Here is a 20,082-nt window from a genome sequence, read left to right as displayed (position 1 = left end):
CAGTAGTGCCGCGCGGCCAAAGCGGCACGCGCGGCAGAGCAAGATTGCGGAACTGGCTTATTCCAAAACCTTCGGCCAGTTCTTGTCGGCATTGGCGATGCGGCCGGAAATGTCCTGCGCCCACTTCTCCTGAACGTCCTTGTTGTAGTTCAGGTAGAGCTTCCCATCGACGATCTTCCAGGCATCCGGCTCGGTCTTGGCCGTATAGCCTTCGGACACCGCATAGGCGCAATAACCGCCGTATTGCGGGGCGTATTTTTCCGGGTCGGCCTTGAAGGTTTCCAGGTTCTCTGCGCTGGCGAAGTGCCATTCGGCACCGTTCCAATGATAGGCATGGTCTGACGAACCTTCGACCGGCTTGTCTTCGGTGAAATAGGCGACCGGGTCATACCCGTTGATCGCGGTGCCCAAGAAGGATTGGAAAACAGGATCTTCCGCCGCTTGCGCCGGGGCGCTGGCGAAAAGGCTAACGCCGATCATCGCGGCGAAGAGGGGGGCGAAGAATTTCCGCATGGGTCTTGTCTCCTGTCAGTCAGGTTTGGCGGGAGGCCTGATACCTCCCTCTGTTGACCTAACAGGTAGTCGAACACCGCGGCCAAGCCTAGAGCCCGTGCGCGACTCTCACCCAGACTTTACCGGGTGTGACATTGGACGCCCGAACTAATCGTCGAACCAATTTCAGGCGTACGTCTCGTAGAAGAATTGTAACAACTAGGCAGTGAGATTGAAGACTGAACCTGTAACACGAGATCAGCTTGATATTTTGTAAAGCGTGAGGCCTTTTTGGCTGATCTTGGTGTCGGCGACGCCGTCAGCCACTAGTTTTCGGAGCGTTTTTCGCAGCAACTTTCCATCGTTACTAAGATTCTCGAACCCAGGTTTTGTGCTCCCCCAGTTCTCAATCCGCGAGGGCGAAAAGGCCCACTTTGAATACTGGGTCAGAAAGGACACGACCAATTCGCGTAACTCAGCTTCGCCTATTTTCTCGGTGTTCCGTGAAATTGGTGCTCCGGCTGGTTTCTCTACAGAAAGCGCATCATTCGCAGCATCCGAGTTTTCGGACTGTTGTGTTTGGCCTCCGACTGCCTGAACGAGAGTTTCCAAATCATCTATACGTTCCTCCAGAAGACTTATGACCTGTATGTGCTCCTCAGACTGTCCTTCAAGTTTTCGTTCGAATTCCAATGGGCCAAACTTGGTTAAGGAAAACCCCAGTTGTCGCCAGGGAATTGAGAAAAACAGGAAGCCTACTGTTGTAAGAACTAAGATCGTGGAGAGATCCAGGTCCTTCGGTGCCGGGCCAAATTTGCAGAAAATATGCGCCAGAAAATACGCAATAATTGCCAGCGAGACGAAACCGGTAGCAACCGACCCTAATAGTCGAATTCGAGGCGGCAATAGTTCCGAATTTTGATCGTCATTATCGGATCCTATATTTGCTGACATTCTTATTGTCCTGGACTAGACGCGAGTGACGTCGAGCTAAGAGAGATTGATTCCAGAAAGTTGGAAGATCACGACGAAAAATGTCATCTTTCAGGTTGTTGGAATTTATTAACATCATAAAAGATATTTTGTTGTTCTATGCGTGGATAGTGCCTTCAAACAGCCTTTCTCGAGTTTCTCTCAGACCGCATTCAAGAGAAGTATTCAACAGGCCAACTGAGCCTTCGCCAGCGCCAATGCATCGCATATTATAATCACTCCGCCGCCTGGGCCGTCTGCCCCTGAATAAGCTTCAGCACTTCCGAGGCCGCTTTCGGGATGTTGGTGCCGGGGCCGTAGATGGCCGCGACGCCGGCCTTCAGCAGGAAGTCGTAGTCCTGGGGCGGGATGACGCCGCCGCAGACGACCAGGATGTCGCCGGCCCCTTCGGCCTTCAGCGCTTCGATCAGCGAGGGGACGAGGGTCTTGTGGCCCGCCGCCTGGCTGGAAACGCCGATGACATGAACGTCTGACTCGATGGCCTGGGTGGCGGCTTCCTCCGGCGTTTGGAACAGCGGGCCGACATCGACGTCGAAGCCGATATCGGCGAAGGCCGTCGCGATCACCTTGGCGCCGCGGTCATGGCCGTCCTGGCCCATTTTCACCACCAGCATACGCGGGCGGCGGCCCTGGGCCTCGGCAAAGCCTTCGATTTCCGCCTTGATCGCCTGATAGCCTTCATCATCCTCGTATGCCGCGCCATAGACACCGGAAATCGAGCGCACGACGGCACGGTGACGGGTGAAGACTTTCTCCATGGCGTCGGAGATTTCGCCCACCGTGGCGCGGTGACGCGCGGCTTCAATGCTGAGGGTCAGCAGATTGCCTTCGCCGGATTCGGCCGCTTTCGAAATTTCGTCGAGCGCCGCGCGGCAGGCGTTCTCATCCCGCGTCTTGCGAATGCTGTGCAGGCGTTCGACCTGGGCCTTCAGCACCTTGGTATTGTCGATATCCAGCACGTCGACCTTTTCCGGGTTGGTCGGCCGGTATTTGTTGACGCCGACGATCACCTCTTCGCCCTTGTCGATCCGGGCCTGGCGCTGGGCCGCGGCTTCCTCGATCTTCATCTTGGGCATGCCTTCGCCGACCGCCTTGGACATGCCGCCCATGGCTTCGACGTCGTCGATCAGCTTGCCCGCTTCCTTGATCAGGCTGGCGGTCAGACTTTCGACGTAATAGGAGCCGGCCAGCGGGTCGACCGTCTTGGTGATATAGGTTTCCTCCTGCAGGATCAGCTGCGTGTTCCGCGCAATCCGCATGGAAAAATCGGTCGGCAGGCCGAGCGCCTCGTCGAAGGAATTGGTGTGCAGCGACTGGGTGCCGCCCAGGGCGCCGGCCATCGCTTCGATCGTCGTGCGGATGACGTTGTTATAGGGATCTTGTTCCGCAAGCGAGACACCTGATGTCTGGCAATGGGTGCGCAGCATCAGGCTTTTCGGATCCTTGGCGTCGAACTTGTCCTTGATCAGGTTGGCCCACAGGAAGCGCGCCGCGCGCAGCTTCGCGACCTCCATGAAGAAGTTCATGCCCAGGCAGAAGAAAAAGGAAAGGCGCGGGGCGAAACTGTCGACGTCCAACCCCTTGGAGACCGCGGCGCGGACATATTCCACCCCGTCGGCGATGGTGAAAGCCAGTTCCTGAACAAGGGTCGCGCCCGCTTCCTGCATGTGATAGCCGGAAATCGAAATCGAGTTGAAGCGCGGCATGTGCTTGGCCGTGTGCTCGATGATGTCGGCCACGATCCGCATCGAGGGCTGCGGTGGATAGATATAGGTATTGCGGACCATGAACTCTTTCAGGATGTCGTTCTGAATGGTCCCGGAAAGCTGCGCCTGGGACGCGCCCTGCTCCTCGCCCGCCACGACATACATGGCCAGCACCGGCAGCACCGCACCGTTCATGGTCATGGAAACGGACATCTTGTCGAGGGGGATGCCGTCGAACAGGATTTTCATGTCTTCGACGGAGTCGATGGCGACGCCCGCCTTGCCGACATCGCCGATGACGCGGGGATGGTCGCTGTCATAGCCGCGATGGGTCGCCAGGTCGAAGGCGATGGACAGGCCCATCTGCCCGGCTTCCAGGTTGCGCCGATAGAAAGCGTTGGATTCCTCCGCCGTGGAGAAGCCGGAATATTGCCGGACCGTCCAGGGGCGCTGCGTATACATCGATGCGCGCGGCCCCCGCACGAAGGGCGCGGCGCCCGGCACCAGGCCTTCCATATGGGCAAGGCCGTCCAAATCGTCGGCCGTGTAGAGCGGTTTGACGGCGATGCCTTCCGGGCTGGTCCAGGTAAGGTCCGCGGCGGACTTGCCCTTGGTCTCTTTTTCGACCATGGCTTCCCAGTCGCTGAACGTCTTCTTCTCGAAATCGGCCATTCGAAGTCTCCTCACCTGAACGCGATGCCCTTATACCGCTTGTGGATATGGGGTGTCCAATCTCATAGGGCTTACCTCATGAGATATTGCTGGCGCGGCGTGTTACCAGCCGTTCACGCGATCCCAGGTTCCGACCACCTCGGTCCCTTCCAGAATACCGTATGCATCATAGGCCGCCGCCGTCATGCAGGCATGGTTCGGCAGAATGCGGACTTTGGACCCGACCGGTAGTTTTTCGTAGGCGGCCGGGTCGGTGACCGCCACATGGCCGTGTTCCTGGCTGACGCCGCTGACATAGAGGCCGCCGACCGGTTCCGCCGTTTCTGCATCGCAGACCTCGCCATAGCCGACTTCCGGCCGGAAGGCGTTGGCGCCCCGGTCCTTGGAAAGGGCCAATCCACCGCTGTCCAGCAGGATCTTGCCGGCCGCCTTGTTGTGCCCGATGACGCTGGCCAAGACGCTGACGGCGATGTCACTGCGGTCGCAAACCCCGCGAGACTGTTGGTCCAGGTCGAAGAAGACGAAAACGCCGGGGCGGTATTCGGTCAGGCCGGTGGCATCTTTTGAAAACAACGCGGTCGGCGTTGATCCGGCGCTGACGATATCGATCTGGTGTCCCGCCGCGCGCAAACGTTCCGCCGCGCCGACGACAGCAAGGCGCTCTTCCTCGGCGATCTTCTCGATCTCGGCAATGGAATTCACGCCATAGGAATGGCCCGCATGGGTCAGGACGCCGGCCAGTCGCGGCGCCTGTCCCGGTTCCGCATCGGTCCGGAACGCGGCGGCGATCTCCATCAATTCCTCACCGTCGGCCGGCACGCCGCCGCGATGGTCGCCGCAATCGATTTCCGCCAGCAGGTCGAAAGGCGCGCCATGGGCGGCAACCGCGCGGGCGACGTCCGGGCTGTCGGTGATGATCTTCAACTCGACGCCCCGGTCCATCAGGTGGGCGGCCTCGTCCAGTTTGGCGGGCACGATGCCGACAGCATAGGTGATGTCCAGAAACCCGTGATCGGCAAAGTAGCTGGCTTCCTTCAGGGTCGACACCGTGATGCCGTAGCGCAGCTTGTCGGTGGCAAGCGTGCCCACCGCCGCGGATTTGGCCGTCTTTAAATGCGGGCGCAGCGCGACGCCCAGGCTTTCTGCCTTTTTCAGCATGCGATCTACATTCGCAGTCAGGCGGGCTTTGTCCAGCAGCAGGCTTGGTGTCGGCAGGTCGGTAACGTGCATTTTGGCCTTCATTTCATCTTATGTAGCGACCCGGGGGGCGGGGCCAACTACAAATGTGACTGTTAAATCGCCCATGGGCGCGGTTTCATTGCCGGACCGTTGCGGATTTCCGAACCGATCCCGTCTCACCCCAATTCATCTTGGGCGGCGAAGCATAATGCGCCGAACAGGGCCGTGACCAGCGGCGTTTCCGACTGACGCCGGCGGACCACCAGACCGACATTCCGGGTCACGCCCGGGGCATCGAACGGAACCGTTCTGACTGTATGGGCGAATTGCTCGGTTAGGCTCCTTTGCGGAACGACCGCCACCCCAAGCCCCCGAGACACCATCATCAGTATCGCTTCGATGGAATCCAGCTCCATGGTCTCATCCACCCGAATACCGCGGGATTGCAGGGTCGTTTCGATGATGCGCCCCACGCCGGTGCCCCGGTTGAAGCGGATGAAGGGAAGTGTTTCCAGAAGCACAGCCCCGTTGTCGACTTCCGTCCCCATCGGGGCTGCGATCAGCAGCGGTTCGGAAAAGATGGTCAGGCAGCGCAGGCCGGGCGGCAATCGTGACGGCTCCGTAACGACTGCGGCGTCGATCACGCCCCCGGCGACAAGATCTTCGAGGCCGGCGGACAATCCCCCCTCGATCCTCACCTGCATGCGGGGATGTTCATCCCGAAGCCGCGCCAAGGCGCCGGGTAGAATGGATGTCGTCGCGCTTGGAATGACGCCCAGGGTGAGGGCGCCAAGCAAATCGTCACCCCCGGCAGCGGCGTGGCGGAAATTCTCGACCTGATCCACAAGGTCGCGCGCGCGGTCCAGCAAGGTCCGTCCCAGTGCACTCAAGACCGGCGGGCGCTTGCCACGGTCGAAAAGCTCTGCCTGCAGGGTCGCCTCGAGCGCCTTCATCTGCATGCTGACAGCCGATTGGGTCAGGAAAAGCCGCTCGGCCGCAGCCTGGAAGCTGCCCGTCTCGGCGATCGTCACGAAGGTTCGCAGGTGTTTTAGATTCATATAACACCAAAAAAATTGAAGATAATATTCAATATAATTCGTTTGTTTGAAGAACGAAACCATCACAAACTTGTGAACGGAAGAACATGTAGGAAACGAGGCGATCCAAATGACGACCGGTATCCAGGCGGCCATCCAGTTCGATTTGTCCCCCGAGCAAAAAGCACTGCAGGCGCGGGCGCGAGACTTGGCGCAGAACTTCGTTCAGCCGAGGGCGGCAGAAACCGACCGGACGGAGCAATATCCGTGGGAGGTCACCGAAGCCCTCAGGGAGAACGGCTTCATGGGAATGACGGTGCCGCAAGCCTATGGCGGACAGGGGCACTGCTTCCTGAACGCGGCCATTGTCATCGAGCAATTCGCCCAGGTTTGCGGTGTGACTGGACGCATCGTAGTCGAAGCCAATATGGGCGGGATCTCCGCCATCCTGCGTTACGGCACCGAGGAACAGAAGAAATTCGCCGCGCCCTTTGTGTTGAGCGGAGACAAGCCGGCCATCTGCATCACCGAGCCTGAGGCGGGTTCGGCGGCGACGGAAATGACGACCCGCGCGGATAAGCGCGGCAATACCTATGTATTGAACGGCAAGAAACATTGGATCACCGGCGGCGGCGTTTCACGCCTGCATCTGGTCTTCGCCCGCGTCTTTGACGAAAAGGGGGAGGACCAAGGCATTGGCGGGTTTCTCGCCGTCAGGGATGAAACCAAGGGCCTGCGCATCGGCAAGCGCGAACCGACCATGGGCCTTCGCGGCATTCCGGAGACAGAAGTGCATTTCGAGGATATGGAAGTGCCCGAACACATGGTCTTGGTCCCGCCGGGCGGGTTCAGGCGCGGTTTTGCCGAATTGATGGATGCCTATAACTCCCAACGCGTCGGCGCCGCCACGGTCGCTATGGGCATCGCCGCGGGTGCGTATGAGCATGCGTTGAATTTCGTTCAAACCCGCGAACAGTTCGGCCGCCCAATTGCTGAATTTCAGGGCCTACAATGGATGCTGGCGGATATGTCGACCCAGTTGGACGCCGCCCGGATGCTGATTTGGCGGGCCGCGGCCAGTGCCGCGCCCTTCCCGGATGTGCAATTGGCTGCCCAGGCGAAGGTTTTCGCTTCTGAAATGTCGATCAAGGTCACCAACGATGCTTTGCAGCTGTTCGGCGCGCGGGGTTATTCCCGCAATCTGCCGCTGGAACGCATGGTTCGTGACGCACGCATGTTCACAATTGGCGGCGGAACCGCGCAGATTTTGCGGACGGTGGTTGCCAGCCGGCTGCTGGACCGTAAATTGCCGCAAACACGGGACGGCTATGACCGTCTTGCGCAGCGGGCCGCGAAAGCGGCTGCGGAATAACCGCGAACACGAAACCGGCGTCGGTCGACGCCGCCAAACCGGTTTAGGATAGTATGGCTGAAAGCAGTGCCGGCACACTTGCCGTGGATATCATCGCGCGGCGTCTTTATGACGCCGGGTGCCGTTTCGCATTCGGGATACCGGGCGGCGAGGTGATCGCCATGATTGACGCGCTCGACCGCGCGGGCATCCGGTTCATCCTGACAAAACACGAAAACAACGCCGGTTTCATGGCCGAAGGCGTCTATCACATGACCGGTGCGCCGGGCATCCTGGTGACAACGGTCGGACCTGGGCTGGCCAATGGGTTCAACGTGATCGCCAATGCGGAACAGGACCGCGTCCCGCTGATCGTGCTGACCGGGTCGGTCGACCCCGAAGAGGCGCTGACTTACAACCATCAGGTCTTCGATCATATGGCCGTCCTGGCGCCCGTTACCAAAGGCGGTTTTTCGCTGGGTGACGGGGCGGTGGATGTCCTGGCCGACCGGGCCGTCCGTCTCGCGCTCGACGACCGTCCGGGGCCTGTGCATATCGACTTGCCCATGTCGCGTCAGACCAAGCCGGCCGCCTGTGTCGGTGCTGCGCCGCGCGCGGTCAACAGCGCCACCGCTCCGGCCGCGGGTCCCGACCTCGACCAGGCGCAAGAATGGCTCGCGGCGGCGGAACGGCCGATTATGATTGCTGGATTGGATGTGTTGAACAGCCCCGGCGGTGCGGCACGGGTTGCCGATTTCTGCGGCCGTCACAACGTTCCACTGATCACCAGCTACAAGGCCAAAGGCATCGTGCCTGAAGACGCCGCGATTGCCCTTGGCGGCGCAGGTTTGTCGCCGACCGCGGACAAATCCCTTTTGCCGTTGGTGAAGGATGCCGACCTCATCCTACTGGCCGGTTACGATCCGATCGAAATGCGGACTGGTTGGCGGAATGTTTGGGACCCGCGCGATCAGAACGTCGTTGAGATCGCGGCGGCGACCAATGATCATTATATGCATCAGTCCAGCGTCAGCTTCGTGTGCGATATCGCGGCAGGTCTCCGCACGCTGGGCGAGGGCGTCGAGCCACGCGAAACTTGGCCGGGTGGCGAACCTGCGGCAGCCAAGGAAACCCTGGCCGGCGCCTATGGACAGAACGAAGCCTGGGGCCCCGCCGCTATCGTCGAGACGGTTCGTGCCGCTTTGCCGCGCGACGGTGTTGCCACAGTCGACAGCGGTGCGCACCGGATTTTGTTAAGCCAGGTCTGGTCCTGTTTTCATGAACGTCAGTTGCTGCAATCCACCGGGCTTTGCACCATGGGCTGCGCCTTGCCGCTCGCCATCGGCGCGAAAGCAGCCGATCCCGAAAAACCGGTTGTGTGCTTCACCGGCGATGCGGGGTTGGAAATGATCCTTGGTGAATTGGCGACCTTACGGGATTTGAAACTCGCGGTGCCGGTCATTGTTTTCGTCGATCGGTCGCTTGCGCTGATCGAATTGAAGCAACGCGGCGTCGGTATGAAGAACCTGGCCGTCGACTTCGACGGTACCGATTTCGCCGCCGTCGGGCAGGCGCTGGGCGGTCGGGGTGTCACCGTGGATTCGCGGGAAAAACTGGCGGCTGCCATGCAAGATGCGCTGGCGGCGGATACGTTCACGGTGCTTGCATGCACATTCGATCGCAAGGCATATGACGGGCGGCTCTGATCCGCAGAGCTACTGAATGAGCCGATTAATCCAAACCGTTATCCGATTGTCGCCGGGGCTGCCGGCAAGGGGAAAATCATGACAGGCATGCCGCTGGAAGGTATCCGCATCTTCGACCTCACCCGCATTTTGGCCGGGCCGACCTGCACCCAGTATCTGGGCGACTTTGGCGCCGATGTGATCAAGGTCGAACGGCCGGACCAGGGCGACGATACGCGGAAATGGGGACCGCCCTATGTGAAGGGGCATGATGGGGAAGATACGACGGAAAGCGCGTATTATCTGTGTGCCAACCGCAATAAACGGTCCGTGACCATCAACCTGGCGAGTGAGGAAGGGCAGCAACTCGCCCGCCGGATGATCAAGGAATGCGACATTCTCGTCGAAAATTTCAAAGTTGGGGGATTGAAGGCCTACGGCCTTTCCTACGATGACCTCAAGGCGGAAAACCCGTCCCTGATCTATTGCTCCATTACCGGTTTCGGGCAGACCGGGCCTTATGCCCCGCGCGCGGGCTACGATTTCCTGGCCCAAGGATTGGGCGGGATCATGTCGATCACCGGGACGCCGGGCGTGGAACCTGTAAAAGTGGGCGTCGGGATTGCCGATGTCATGTGCGGTATGTACGCGTCGACCGCTATACTCGCTGCCTTGCGTCACCGTGACCGGACGGGCGAGGGGCAGCATATCGATTGCTGCCTGCTCGATACCCAGGTTGCCTGGCTGATCAATGAAGGGGTCAATTACCTGGTTTCCGGAGAAGTTCCGAAGCCGCGCGGCAACGAACATCCCAATATCGTCCCCTACAAGGTTTTCGAATGCGCCGATGGGCATGTCATTCTTGCCGTCGGCAATGATGGACAATACCAGAAATGGTGCACCTTCGCGGGCGCGGAAGAACTCGCCTCCGACCCCCGGTTTGAGACGAATTCAAAACGGGTTCGCAATCGGGAAGAACTTTATGCGTTGATGCCGGCCTATATGACACAGAAAACGGTGGCGGAATGGGTGGACGGCCTCGCCAGTCGGGGGGTGCCGTGCAGCCCGGTCAACAACATCGCCCAGGTTTTCGATGATCCGCAGGTTAAGGCCCGCGGCATGCGCATCGACGTGCCGCACGACGCCGCCGGTGAGGGTACCGTGCCGCTGATCGCCAATCCCGTGAAAATGTCCGGTACCCCGGTTCAGTACCGTCATGCACCGCCCACGCTGGGTCAGCATACGGACGAGGTCTTGCGGGATTTGCTCGGTATTGATGCGGAAGAGGTCGAAGCCCTCGCCAATTCCGGCGCGACAACGGTCAAAGGCTGACCACACTTGTCCGTCATTCCTCGGGTTGAACGATATCCATATACAAGGCCAGAAAGACTTGGTTTGCCGGGCCGTCCATAGATTTGCGAATTGGCAAAAGCAGACGCGACGCTAAGAAATGCCGTTTCTGGAAAATCATCATGCGATGAAATACCGGGCGTTTCGTCTGCGTGACGTCGGACAAGTGATCTACCAGGTGTGAGCCGTATTTTCGGTCTACGTCGCTGGCGCGATGGGCAGTCCAATTCTCACCGGTAAGCTCGACGATAGCCGAACCGTCGAGCCGGATCACGAAGTCGTTGCCGTCAAGCGCTTCGAAAATGCTGATATGGCCCAGCCAAGGCTTCAAGGTAAAAGGGTCCAGCGTTTGCCGAAGCGGCGGTTCGTTGTCGCAGACCATGCTCATCCAGAGGGCAAGGAGCTTGCCCAATGCCGGATCGCAAGCCTCATCCGGGCCGTCTAGGCCCTCTTCCTTGACGTTCACCTCGCCCATAGAACTACGTTCTTTCGGATTATCTATTCTGGCGAATTATACTCGAACAAACCAATAGCCAAAGACGATATTGGCCTGTTTCCGGTACTGGGCTAGGGGGATGTTGATGCCTTGGCACCACGTCAAACATGGTGGAAATCTTGCAATCAATTGAAATGCAGAGTTTTTTTTGGTGCTTGCGATACGGCCATCGGTTAGGCTCGGCACACGAAATGGTAATTTAAGGGTCATATTATGCGCACGCGATTGGGCAGGCGTTTGCGCTGGCATTTGAAGGTGGGCACCGTCATGGCCTGCTTGGCTTTGCCGGGCTGCATGCTAACGGGTGAACAGGCCAAACTGGCCGGTTCTGCGCCGTCGACCGCGACTTTCGAAGCTGTCATGAACGCTGGGGAAGAGAAGATGCAGGAGGGCGATTTCGCCGCCGCTGCGTCTCTGTTCCGAAACGCGCATTCGGTCAACTTGGAGGCGCCGGAACCGCTTACGAAACTGGGCATGGCTCTGTCGCTCGGGGGCGCACCGGAAGAAGCGACCGAGGCCTTTCGCGCTGCCTTGAACCGGGCGCCGAAAGATGTGGAAGCGCGCCGTGGCCTCGCCAATGCGCTGCTGTCTATTGGGGAACCGGCCTTGGCGATCCCCCATTATCTCGCCGCGGTTGAGGCCGCGCCGACGGATTACCGCGCTTATCTCGGCCTCGGCGCCGCCTATGACATGACCGGCGATCATCTCGCCGCGCAGTCGACCTATCGCGCTGGGTTGGCGCAGGGCGGGGACAGCCTCGATCTTCAACACAATCTGGGCCTAAGCGAGTTCCTGGCGGGCTCGGAAGAGGCCGGTATCGCGCGCCTACGCACGGTCGTCGGGTCAACCGGGGCGTCGCCCCAACACCGGCAAACCCTTGTCATGGTGCTGGCCTTGGCCGGGCAGGAAGACGAGGCGCGTGAGATCGCTTCCTTCGATATGGACCCGGCTTCTGTAGAGCGGAATCTGGAGTATTTCCGGACGATCCGGGGACTTCAGGATCCGAAGCGACGGCTGGATTCGATCCGCGCCTTCATGGCGAACGGCCGTCCGCCGCAATCCTGATGATTCTTCAAGAAGGTTGTATTCCGCTTGGCCGGAAATCGCCTGACTGCCTTAGCCTCGTCGGCTAAAGGTTACCCAGCGCGTCCACGGTGCGCAGGATGCCCGGGCCGATCAGCACGATGAACAGGGACGGCATGATAAAAATCACCATCGGTACTGTCAGCGTGGCCGGCAGTTTAGCCGCCTTTTCTTCCGCCTTCATCAGCCGGTCGCTCCGCATCTCGGCGGCCAGGACGCGCAGGCTTTGGGCCAAGGGCGTACCATATTTTTCGGCCTGACCGAGCGTGCCGACCAGAGCGGTTACAGAGGGGAGGTCTGTTCGAATTTCCAGGTTTTTCAACGCCTCGCGCCGTTCCTGGAGGAAGCCTAGTTCGACGGCGGTCAGTTCCAGCTCGTCGGCAAGTTCAGGACAGGATAGGCGGATTTCACGCGCTACGCGGACCAGGGCAGAATCCAGGTTCAATCCAGCTTCCACGGAAATGACCAGAAGGTCCATGACGTCGGGCATGGCTTTTTCCAATGCCGCCTTGCGCTTATCCGCGGCGTTCCGGGCATAGATTTCCGGAGCGTAGAAACCGACCATGATCATAGTGACGCACACGACCAGTTTGATGATCGGCGGCATTGGATAAAAGCCGGTGCCATACAGCAGGAGCGCCGTGATGCCGCCAAGGATGATCGGCATCGTCAATTTCATGAAGAGGAAAAGAACGACCGCGTCCTTTGATCGTTTGCCGGCCCGCAGCATCTTTAGTTTTGCGGTTTCGTGCTGGCCGCTGCCGAGCAGTTCTAAGCGTTGAACAACCTTCTTCGCGAAACCGATGCCCTGGTTGCCCAGGCCGCGCCGCTTTGGTTCCCGCGCCTTGGTCAAAAGGTCGGATCGGCGTTGCCGTATGGCGGCCGCACGTCGGCTGCTCGGTCGGCGCTCAAGAAGCGGAACCCAGATGGCAACGATGGCAAAGAAGGTCGCGGCCCATGCAAGCGCGAAAACGGCGTCTGCGGCGGTCCACCCGCTGGGGAGAAGATCGTCAAATGTCATGTCAGATCTCGAACCTCACCATCTTTATCATCACACCAATGCCGACCGCCATACTGCCTAACCCAACCGCAAGCAGCATATGGCCACGCGGATCGTGGAAGAGTTCCGTCGCATAGCCCGGGTTCACCAGCAGCAGGATGCCGAACATCACGAAAGGCAGGGACCCCAGAATGCTAGCGCTGGCGCGCGCTTCTGAAGAGACAGCTTTGATTTTCAGTTTCATCTGGCGTCTTTTGCGGAGAATTTCCGAGAGGTTTTCCAACGTCTCGGCCAGATTGCCCCCGGTTTCTTTCTGCACCGATAGCGTTATCGACAAGAACTTCAGTTCCGGGGCGTCGATATTGTCGGCGGCTTGGGCGAAGGCCTCGTCCACTTGTGCGCCGACGCGAACCCGGTCCGCTACTTCGGAGAAAATTTCTTTTACCGGTGACTTGGCTTCGTTTGCGACAGCGATGACCGTTTCCGAAATCGGCAGGCCCGCCTTCAAGCCGCGAACCATGACGTCGATGCCGTCGGCCAGTTTGTCGACGAAAGTGTCGCGCCGACGGCGGATCAAATTGGAAACGAAAAAATTCGGCAGCAACAAACCGGCTGCGGCACCTATGATCACGGACGTCATCGGTGGCAAGCCGCCAAGGCGCCACATCAACGCGAAGGTCACGATAGCGGTCAAAAGGATACCTAGTCCGAATTGCCCCGGTGAAATCGTTCGGCCGGTTTGCCGTAGGCGGACGCGCAGCTTTTCCGGTTTCGGCAGCAGTGGGCCGAAGAATTTGTCGAACCGGCTGGTCGGATCGAGACGGCGCAGGGAAACGACTTCGTCCGCTTGCTTGGTTCCGAGGCGGCGGGACACCGCGCGCTCAAGCCGACTGCGACGATGGCCCCGTTCCCGCAAGTTCATGGAAGCAAGAACGTAGACCCCGGCAAGCACCGCAATCGCAACCAGAATGGCGATTGCGGCGAACATCACGTCCGGTGTTAGGTGTTTGAAGATATCGCTCACGACATCGCCTCCACCAATGGGCGCTCGAGACCGAAATACGAAGCTTTTTCGGAGAAATGCGGACGCAGACCGGCGGGTTCGAAATCTCCGATTAGGTTGCCGTCCTGGTCCTCGCCTTTGAAGCGGAAGGCAAACAATTCCTGCGTTGTGATAACCTCGCCTTCCATGCCCACGACCTCCGTCACGCTGGTAATCCGGCGCTTGCCGTCGCGCATGCGGCTAACCTGAACAATAAGATCGACGGCGGACGCAATTTGTTGCCGCATTGCCTTTGCGGGCAGGTTGAAGCCTGCCATGGAAACCATGTTTTCAAGACGGGTGAGGGCTTCACGCGGATTGTTCGCATGGATGGTACACATCGATCCGTCATGGCCGGTATTCATGGCTTGAAGCATGTCGATCGCTTCGCCGCCGCGAATTTCCCCAAGGATGATCCGGTCCGGGCGCATACGCAGCGCGTTCTTCACAAGGTCGCGCATGGTGATTTCACCGCGTCCCTCCAGGTTTGGCGGACGCGTTTCCAACCGCACGACATGGGGTTGCTGCAATTGCAGTTCCGCCGCGTCTTCGATCGTGACCACGCGCTCGCCGGTATCGACCATCCGGCTCATCGCGTTCAAAAGCGTCGTCTTACCCGACCCGGTGCCGCCGCTGATCAGGATATTCAAACGGCTGCGCCCGGCGATTTTCAGGACCGTCTCCATCGATTTGGAGATGTTGTTCTGGGAAGTCATCACTTCCAGCGTGATCTTCTTTTCCGAGAATTTGCGGATGGAGACCGACGCCCCGTCCAGGGCCAGCGGCGGGATGATGATGTTAACGCGGCTGCCGTCTTCAAGGCGCGCGTCGCACATCGGCGAACTTTCGTCCACACGCCGTCCGATACGGTTCACAATACGAGTGCAGACGCCCATCAAGTGCTGGTTGTCACGGAACCGGATGTCGGTCAGCGTCAGCTTGCCCTTGCGCTCCACATAAATCTGATAGGGCCCGTTGATCATGATGTCTGTGATGCTCTCGTCGGCCAGAAGCGCTTCGAGTGGGCCGAGGCCCAGCATGTCGTTGATCAACAGGGTGACCAGGTCCCGTTGCTCCATGGAGTTCAACTGGATCTGCTTCGACCGCAAGATGTCGGACAGGATTTCCGTGATCTGCTTCGCCAATTCACCGCGCGACAATTTCGCGGCTGCGCTGACATCGATCTGCTCTGTGAGCGGCCCGCGAATGACTTCGGCAGCCGCTTCCACCGACGCGCGGCCCAAGTCTTCGGGTTTGGCCGGTGCTGCTTCCGGTTCCGCATCCCACATCAGGTCCGACAAGCGTGTTCCCGGTAACGTTTCACCGTCTGTCGGGGCCGGTGCCAACGATTGTTCGGTTCGCAGCGGGGCCGCTTGAACTTGCGCAGCCGGCTTTGCCGGGATTTGTTGCCCCCCGATACGGATCGTCGGACGCACGGGTTCGTCCGATGTGGCCGGTGGGTCTTCGGTGAATGTCGCATCGGGTTTGCCGCCGGTCGAAATCCACTCATTCAGCAAATCGGTGATCAGATTGCGTTCCTGCAGCAGGCTTAGTGTGAATTGCTGCTTGGCCGATTCGTTGTTGATCGTCTCTTTGATGATCCGGCTCAGGTCCGCCCGCTTGGCGAAGCGAGGGTCGTGTGCGGAAAGGGTCTCGGCGATCACGGGCGCCAGGCTATCGCGAAAACGGCGAAGCGCGATGGTTGCGTTTTCGACTCCCGACTTGTCGCCCCGACGTGCCCGCAGACTGTCTACCAGCGCCATAGCTTCTTCCCTTTCGCCCGCTCGTCTGAAAGGCCAGCATAGTCGCGCGCGACCGTCGAAAGGGCCTTTGTCACTAGGCCGCGGGGGCCTGCGACTTCCGGCAGGGACTTGCCTTGCGTTGCCGCTGCCGACGCCGATTTCGCGTCATGGGGGATCCAAACATGGACCTGGCCGCCCAGGCCTTGTTCCATTTCCTTGCGCGTGACTTGTTGTTGGGGTTTGGGCCGTTCGACCACCGCAATTTGAATATTCCGAGATTTCATGCCGTCGGCGAGAACCTCCTGAAGCCGGACCGTGTCGCGCAAACCAGCAATTGAGGAGTCGGTGACGATAGTGATGCTGTCCGCCAGTTCAATCAGCGCGCTGGCATAGTGCAGCGCATGCCGGGGAATATCGATAATCACAGTCTTGAAGGTGGAGGCCACGGCTTCGTAAAGCGTCGCAATCGCCGCCGGTGAGGGGTCGACATGGTGGTTCAGGGATTCTTCCGCGCCCAAAACGAAAAGCTTGTCCGTCGCGTTGATCATGGCACTACCGACGAACAGTGAATCGATCCGCTCCGGGTGCTGCAACGCGTCGCGCAGGCCCGAACCCGGCAATAAGTCGAGCGCCAGGGCACAACTGCCGAAATGAAGATCCAGGTCGATCAGTGCGGTTTCACGCTCGTAAGTCTCGGCCGCTAGCCATGCGGTAGAAACGGCGAAGCTTGTCGCACCGACCCCGCCTCGGGCGCCGATGACAAGATGAAGGCTGGTGCCTTCCGGTTCTTCTTCGACAACCGGTGCCCGGGCGGACGGGATCCGAGCCCGCGAGATAACCTCGGTCAAAGTTGCTTCGTCCAGCGGCATGATCAAATAGTCTTCGGCGCCGGCCTGGACGGCCGCCCGGTACATGGAAACGTCGTTGATGTCGCCAATTGCGACGACCCGGCCCTGTGATGCGTTGGCCGTGCGATGAATGGTATCCAGCGGGTCCACGTCATTGGTGACGTCCAACAGGATTAGATCGGCCTGCCAGTCGGACAATTGTTCAGGCAGTGTCGCTCGTGGCAGCACTTCGGCAGCGGCGTTAAAGCCGCCGTCGACCATACGCGCTAGCACGTCGGTCAGCATCGCGTCATCACTGACGGCGATTAGGCTGAGGGTGCGTTCCTGCGGGGTGTTCATATTGGCTCGCCTGCTTCCGATCAGTTCTCGGATGTTCCGGTTGTGGTGGTTTCTTCGACGGTGATCGAGAAGCGCTCTTCCCGGACTGCCTGAATGACATCGGTCGGGACCTCGGCATCCATTGGGCCGCCGGGCTTCCCGGTCACAAGGTCTCGTGGGTCAGCGACCATTTGGGCAAGACTCATGTCGCTTGCACATCCAAAGCCCGTCAACGGCGCCTGATCCGCACCGTCGGTTACCGGGCGGGAGAAGTAATCGCATTCCGCCGTGAAGGCGACGGCCCGCTCCAGAACAAGCGTCAGCGGTTTCGGGTCCGCCCCGTCCCGTGCAACGACGCGCAGGGCCGGATGGGACCGTGTCAGATAGGTGACCAATTCACCGCGCCGCTCGGTAGCGCCGCCGCTGACGAAAATCACATCGCCGTAGCGGGCTCGGAAGGCGCGCAGAAACCCGTCGGCACCGGCGACGATGTCGGCTTGGTTGGAGTCCGGCACGACATGCGTGAATTGGGTAAACTCGACTTGTGCCTGCGGGCGCCGTTCGATGCTCGCCATTTCCTGACCGGTGAAACAGCCGGAAAGGGGGCCGCATAGGCCAAGGGCAATGAATGTGGAAAGCGTCGCTTTTTTCAACATTGTCCGTTTCCTCAGCGCAGAATGAAGCCGGCATTGCCGGTATAACCGCGGCGGCCCTGGCCATCGAAGGCGGCCGTGCTCACATTGGCGGGGATGGTCTTGTTCAGGTCACCCATCAGGATCCGGTCGGATTCTTTCGACGGCTGATAGCGCTCCGTCGGGTCGGCGATCCGGTTGGAGACGGGGCGGACCAGATACGGCGTTACGATGACGAGCAACTCGCTTTCCGACCGTTGGAAGTCGGTGGAGCGAAACAGGCTGCCCAGGATCGGCAATTCGCCAAGGCCGGGGAAGCGGTCCAACGCGTTGTTGGTGGTATTCTGAAGCAGGCCGGCGATAGCGAAGCTTTGGCCGCTTCCCAGATTGACCGTCGTTTCCGCGCGGCGGGTCGACAAGGCTGGGATGGTCAAGGAATCGATTGTGATAGCGCCAGCGGCCGATAGTTCGCTCACTTCGGTCAGGATCTTGATCGAAATCTGCCCGTCGTCGAGGACGATCGGAATAAAGCCCAGGCTGACGCCGAATTGTTTGAAGATGATGGCCAGGTCGCCGTCGCTGTCCCGGATCGGAATAGGGAACTCACCGCCGACCAGGAAGTTGGCTTCACTGCCGTTCTGGGCGGTTAGGTTCGGTTCCGCCAGCAGGGTGATCAAACCGTTCTGGTCCAAGGCGTCGAGCAGAAAGTCGATGCTGGTGTCACCGGAATTGAACGCCCCTTGAATAACCTGAGTTCCGGCCGCGGCGCCGCCGTTGACGAACAATCCGGTCGCGCCGCTCAACGCAAGATTACCGATGGTCTGGGTCAGGCCGAGATTGATGTTGAACTGTTTGGTGATGTCACGACTGACTTCCGCGATGCGAACCCGCAGGTTTACCTGTTGCGGCTTCGAAATCTTCAGCCGGTTTATGATCTGTCCGTTCTTACCCAGCAGTTGGGTCGCGAGCCCACGCAGATCGTCGGATTCCTGCGCACTGCCGACATTGCCGGTGAGGACGATTGAATCGCCCAGCGAGGCCACCTGGATGTTCGAATCAGGGCGGACTTGGCGCATTACCTCGCCCAAACGCGTCAGGTTGTGCCCGACCGTGACCCGGTGGCTGAGGATGATGTTATCTTTCGCGTCGACGGCATAAATCGTCGTCTCTCCTGGCTGACGCGCATGTACGAACATCAACTTCGGCGACTTCAACTGAACATCGGCGATTTCCGGATTTGCCACAAAGACGGCGTTGGCGGACGCCGGCAGACGCAGCATGGTCCCGGCATTGATATCCAGCGCAATGGCCGAGGTCGGGCCTTCGGTCGCTGCATAGGGCATCGGCTGCTCGGTCACGGCGGCCATTTCCAGGCTTGCTGCCAAGACCGGAACAGCGCCGGCAGCACCGGCCGCGAACAGAAAGATGAAGAGCGCCAGACATTTCAGCGGGGACATGGTGGAGCTCCGGCGGAAAAGGCGGCGCTTATAGGGTGCGCGGCGCATCGTCAGGGAATGGTTGCTCATCGGTGCGTCATATGCGCGGCCCATGACATGAATTACCGTCATTACTGGACCCTCCGGAAGGCGAGTGTCTGGGATTCGGACCCACGCACGACCTTCACTTCAGTGGTCGCGGGTTTGCCGTCACTACTGACGGAAGGCGGGGCCTGCAGGACGCGGCTTACCTGGCTGTCCCAGGTCAGCGTCGGCCCGAACGGTTCGATGATCTCGTCGCCGGCTTCGGTTTCCTGCGGCAGACTGCGCAGAGCAAGTGACAGGCGGCCAATTTCCATTACCACCGCGATTTCCTCGGCCTGTTTCGGTGTCACTTCCAAAGTCGCGGTCTTGGCGATTGTCGGCGTGCCTTCCTGGTCGCTGACCCTCTGGTCGACGGCCAGCACGCGGACTTCCCGCAGCACCGTCTCGCTGGCGTGACGGGTGATTTCGCCCCGTTTCAGCGATTGGGTCAGCAGTAGATCGACAAAGTCGCCCGGGAAGATGAAGCCGGATATCCCCGTTGTCGCGTTGATCGGGACGGAAATCGCCCGCATACCGGGGCGCAACACTGCGGCAAGGAAGCCGCGATCGCCCGGGCGGACGATCCGGCCGGCAGTCAGCGGTTCACCGGCTGTCAGGCCGGTTCGAACGACGGCGCCGGTCATGTCTTCCGTGGCGGCGTCTTCTTCGACGAAATAGGTCGCGGCAACACCGTCCTTTGGCCAGTCAGCCCAACGGACATTATCTTCCTTCAGGAAAGTGCCTGCCGGCATGTTGTCGCGTGCGACCAGCACCTTCGCGGTTTCCACCTTCACCGGCTCCGGCTTGTTCGCGGCGAGCTGCGCCTGCAAGGCCTGCTGCTGGGTTTCGAGCCAGTCGCGCGCCAAGGTCGCGGCGCCGAACGCCGCACCAACTGCGACTGCTGCCAGGACTATTGTTTTTACGCGCATCGGTTAT

At 59.8% G+C, this 20,082-nt stretch carries 17 protein-coding genes; 4 read left to right on the top strand and 13 right to left on the bottom strand.

The features are described from left to right. Positions 1-57 precede the first annotated feature (57 nt). The 5 genes from EOI86_RS20540 to EOI86_RS20520 all read right to left on the bottom strand — a co-directional run bounded on the left by EOI86_RS20540 (position 58) and on the right by EOI86_RS20520 (position 6,100). Complete coding sequence (locus EOI86_RS20540) at positions 58-513, bottom strand: YHS domain-containing (seleno)protein (protein WP_127767527.1); 456 nt, start codon at positions 511-513, stop codon at positions 58-60. Between the two features lie 237 nt (positions 514-750). Next, positions 751-1,446 carry a hypothetical protein gene (locus tag EOI86_RS20535; RefSeq protein WP_127767526.1) on the bottom strand — a complete coding sequence of 232 codons (696 nt, stop codon included), beginning with the start codon at positions 1,444-1,446 and terminating at the stop codon, positions 751-753. A gap of 254 nt (positions 1,447-1,700) precedes the next feature. Further along, positions 1,701-3,863 carry a methylmalonyl-CoA mutase gene (gene scpA, locus EOI86_RS20530; protein WP_127767525.1) on the bottom strand — a complete coding sequence of 721 codons (2,163 nt, stop codon included), beginning with the start codon at positions 3,861-3,863 and terminating at the stop codon, positions 1,701-1,703. Positions 3,864-3,965: 102 nt separating this feature from the next. Next, a complete protein-coding gene (locus EOI86_RS20525) occupies positions 3,966-5,093 on the bottom strand; it encodes an alanine racemase (RefSeq protein WP_127767524.1) in 1,128 nt (375 codons plus the stop codon). A 125-nt stretch (positions 5,094-5,218) separates the two neighbouring features. Next, positions 5,219-6,100 (bottom strand): LysR family transcriptional regulator, encoded by an 882-nt coding sequence (locus tag EOI86_RS20520; RefSeq protein ID WP_161973927.1) that lies wholly within the window; start codon positions 6,098-6,100, stop codon positions 5,219-5,221. 109 nt (positions 6,101-6,209) lie between these two features. Between EOI86_RS20520 and acdA the strand changes: the two genes are divergently transcribed. The 3 genes from acdA (at position 6,210) to EOI86_RS20505 (ending at position 10,447) form a co-directional block, all read left to right on the top strand. Further along, positions 6,210-7,451, top strand: a complete 1,242-nt coding sequence (gene acdA / locus EOI86_RS20515; protein WP_127767522.1) for a 3-sulfinopropanoyl-CoA desulfinase — start codon at positions 6,210-6,212, stop codon at positions 7,449-7,451. 53 nt (positions 7,452-7,504) lie between these two features. Beyond that, on the top strand, positions 7,505-9,136 hold the full coding sequence (locus tag EOI86_RS20510; protein WP_127767521.1) for a thiamine pyrophosphate-binding protein: 1,632 nt from the start codon (positions 7,505-7,507) through the stop codon (positions 9,134-9,136). Positions 9,137-9,214: 78 nt separating this feature from the next. Then, positions 9,215-10,447 (top strand): CaiB/BaiF CoA transferase family protein, encoded by a 1,233-nt coding sequence (locus EOI86_RS20505; protein WP_127767520.1) that lies wholly within the window; start codon positions 9,215-9,217, stop codon positions 10,445-10,447. A 13-nt stretch (positions 10,448-10,460) separates the two neighbouring features. Here EOI86_RS20505 and EOI86_RS20500 read toward each other — a convergent pair whose 3' ends face one another. Next, complete coding sequence (locus tag EOI86_RS20500) at positions 10,461-10,940, bottom strand: PAS domain-containing protein (protein WP_127767519.1); 480 nt, start codon at positions 10,938-10,940, stop codon at positions 10,461-10,463. A gap of 234 nt (positions 10,941-11,174) precedes the next feature. On the opposite strand from EOI86_RS20500, the gene EOI86_RS20495 reads away from it, so the two are divergent. After that, entirely contained in the window at positions 11,175-12,026 is an 852-nt protein-coding gene (locus EOI86_RS20495) for a tetratricopeptide repeat protein (RefSeq protein ID WP_127767518.1), read from the top strand. A gap of 64 nt (positions 12,027-12,090) precedes the next feature. Here the strand turns inward: EOI86_RS20495 and EOI86_RS20490 are convergent, their stop codons facing one another. From EOI86_RS20490 to cpaB, 7 genes are read right to left on the bottom strand one after another with little or no spacing between them, the layout of a single operon-like run. Continuing rightward, positions 12,091-13,065: a type II secretion system F family protein gene (locus EOI86_RS20490; protein ID WP_127767517.1), complete on the bottom strand. Its 975-nt coding sequence runs from the start codon at positions 13,063-13,065 to the stop codon at positions 12,091-12,093. Position 13,066: 1 nt separating this feature from the next. Beyond that, complete coding sequence (locus EOI86_RS20485; protein WP_127767516.1) at positions 13,067-14,068, bottom strand: type II secretion system F family protein; 1,002 nt, start codon at positions 14,066-14,068, stop codon at positions 13,067-13,069. Then, entirely contained in the window at positions 14,065-15,849 is a 1,785-nt protein-coding gene (locus EOI86_RS20480) for a TadA family conjugal transfer-associated ATPase (RefSeq protein ID WP_240035752.1), read from the bottom strand. Before EOI86_RS20480 ends, EOI86_RS20485 begins: the two co-directional genes overlap by 4 nt. Beyond that, on the bottom strand, positions 15,837-17,015 hold the full coding sequence (locus EOI86_RS20475) for a CpaE/TadZ family protein (RefSeq protein ID WP_127767515.1): 1,179 nt from the start codon (positions 17,013-17,015) through the stop codon (positions 15,837-15,839). The genes EOI86_RS20480 and EOI86_RS20475 overlap by 13 nt, the downstream gene beginning before the upstream one ends. Before the next feature lie 20 nt (positions 17,016-17,035). Then, a complete protein-coding gene (locus EOI86_RS20470; protein WP_127767514.1) occupies positions 17,036-17,650 on the bottom strand; it encodes a CpaD family pilus assembly lipoprotein in 615 nt (204 codons plus the stop codon). An 11-nt stretch (positions 17,651-17,661) separates the two neighbouring features. Next, on the bottom strand, positions 17,662-19,194 hold the full coding sequence (locus tag EOI86_RS20465; RefSeq protein WP_127767513.1) for a type II and III secretion system protein family protein: 1,533 nt from the start codon (positions 19,192-19,194) through the stop codon (positions 17,662-17,664). Next, entirely contained in the window at positions 19,194-20,075 is an 882-nt protein-coding gene (cpaB, locus tag EOI86_RS20460) for a Flp pilus assembly protein CpaB (protein ID WP_127767512.1), read from the bottom strand. Before cpaB ends, EOI86_RS20465 begins: the two co-directional genes overlap by 1 nt. Positions 20,076-20,082 lie beyond the last annotated feature (7 nt).

Origin of the sequence: Hwanghaeella grinnelliae (assembly GCF_004005845.1) — a bacterium.
Classification (GTDB): Bacteria; Pseudomonadota; Alphaproteobacteria; order UBA8366; family Aestuariispiraceae; genus Hwanghaeella; species Hwanghaeella grinnelliae.
Note: the sequence above shows the minus strand (reverse complement) of the source record. Positions and strands in the feature narration are given on the sequence as shown.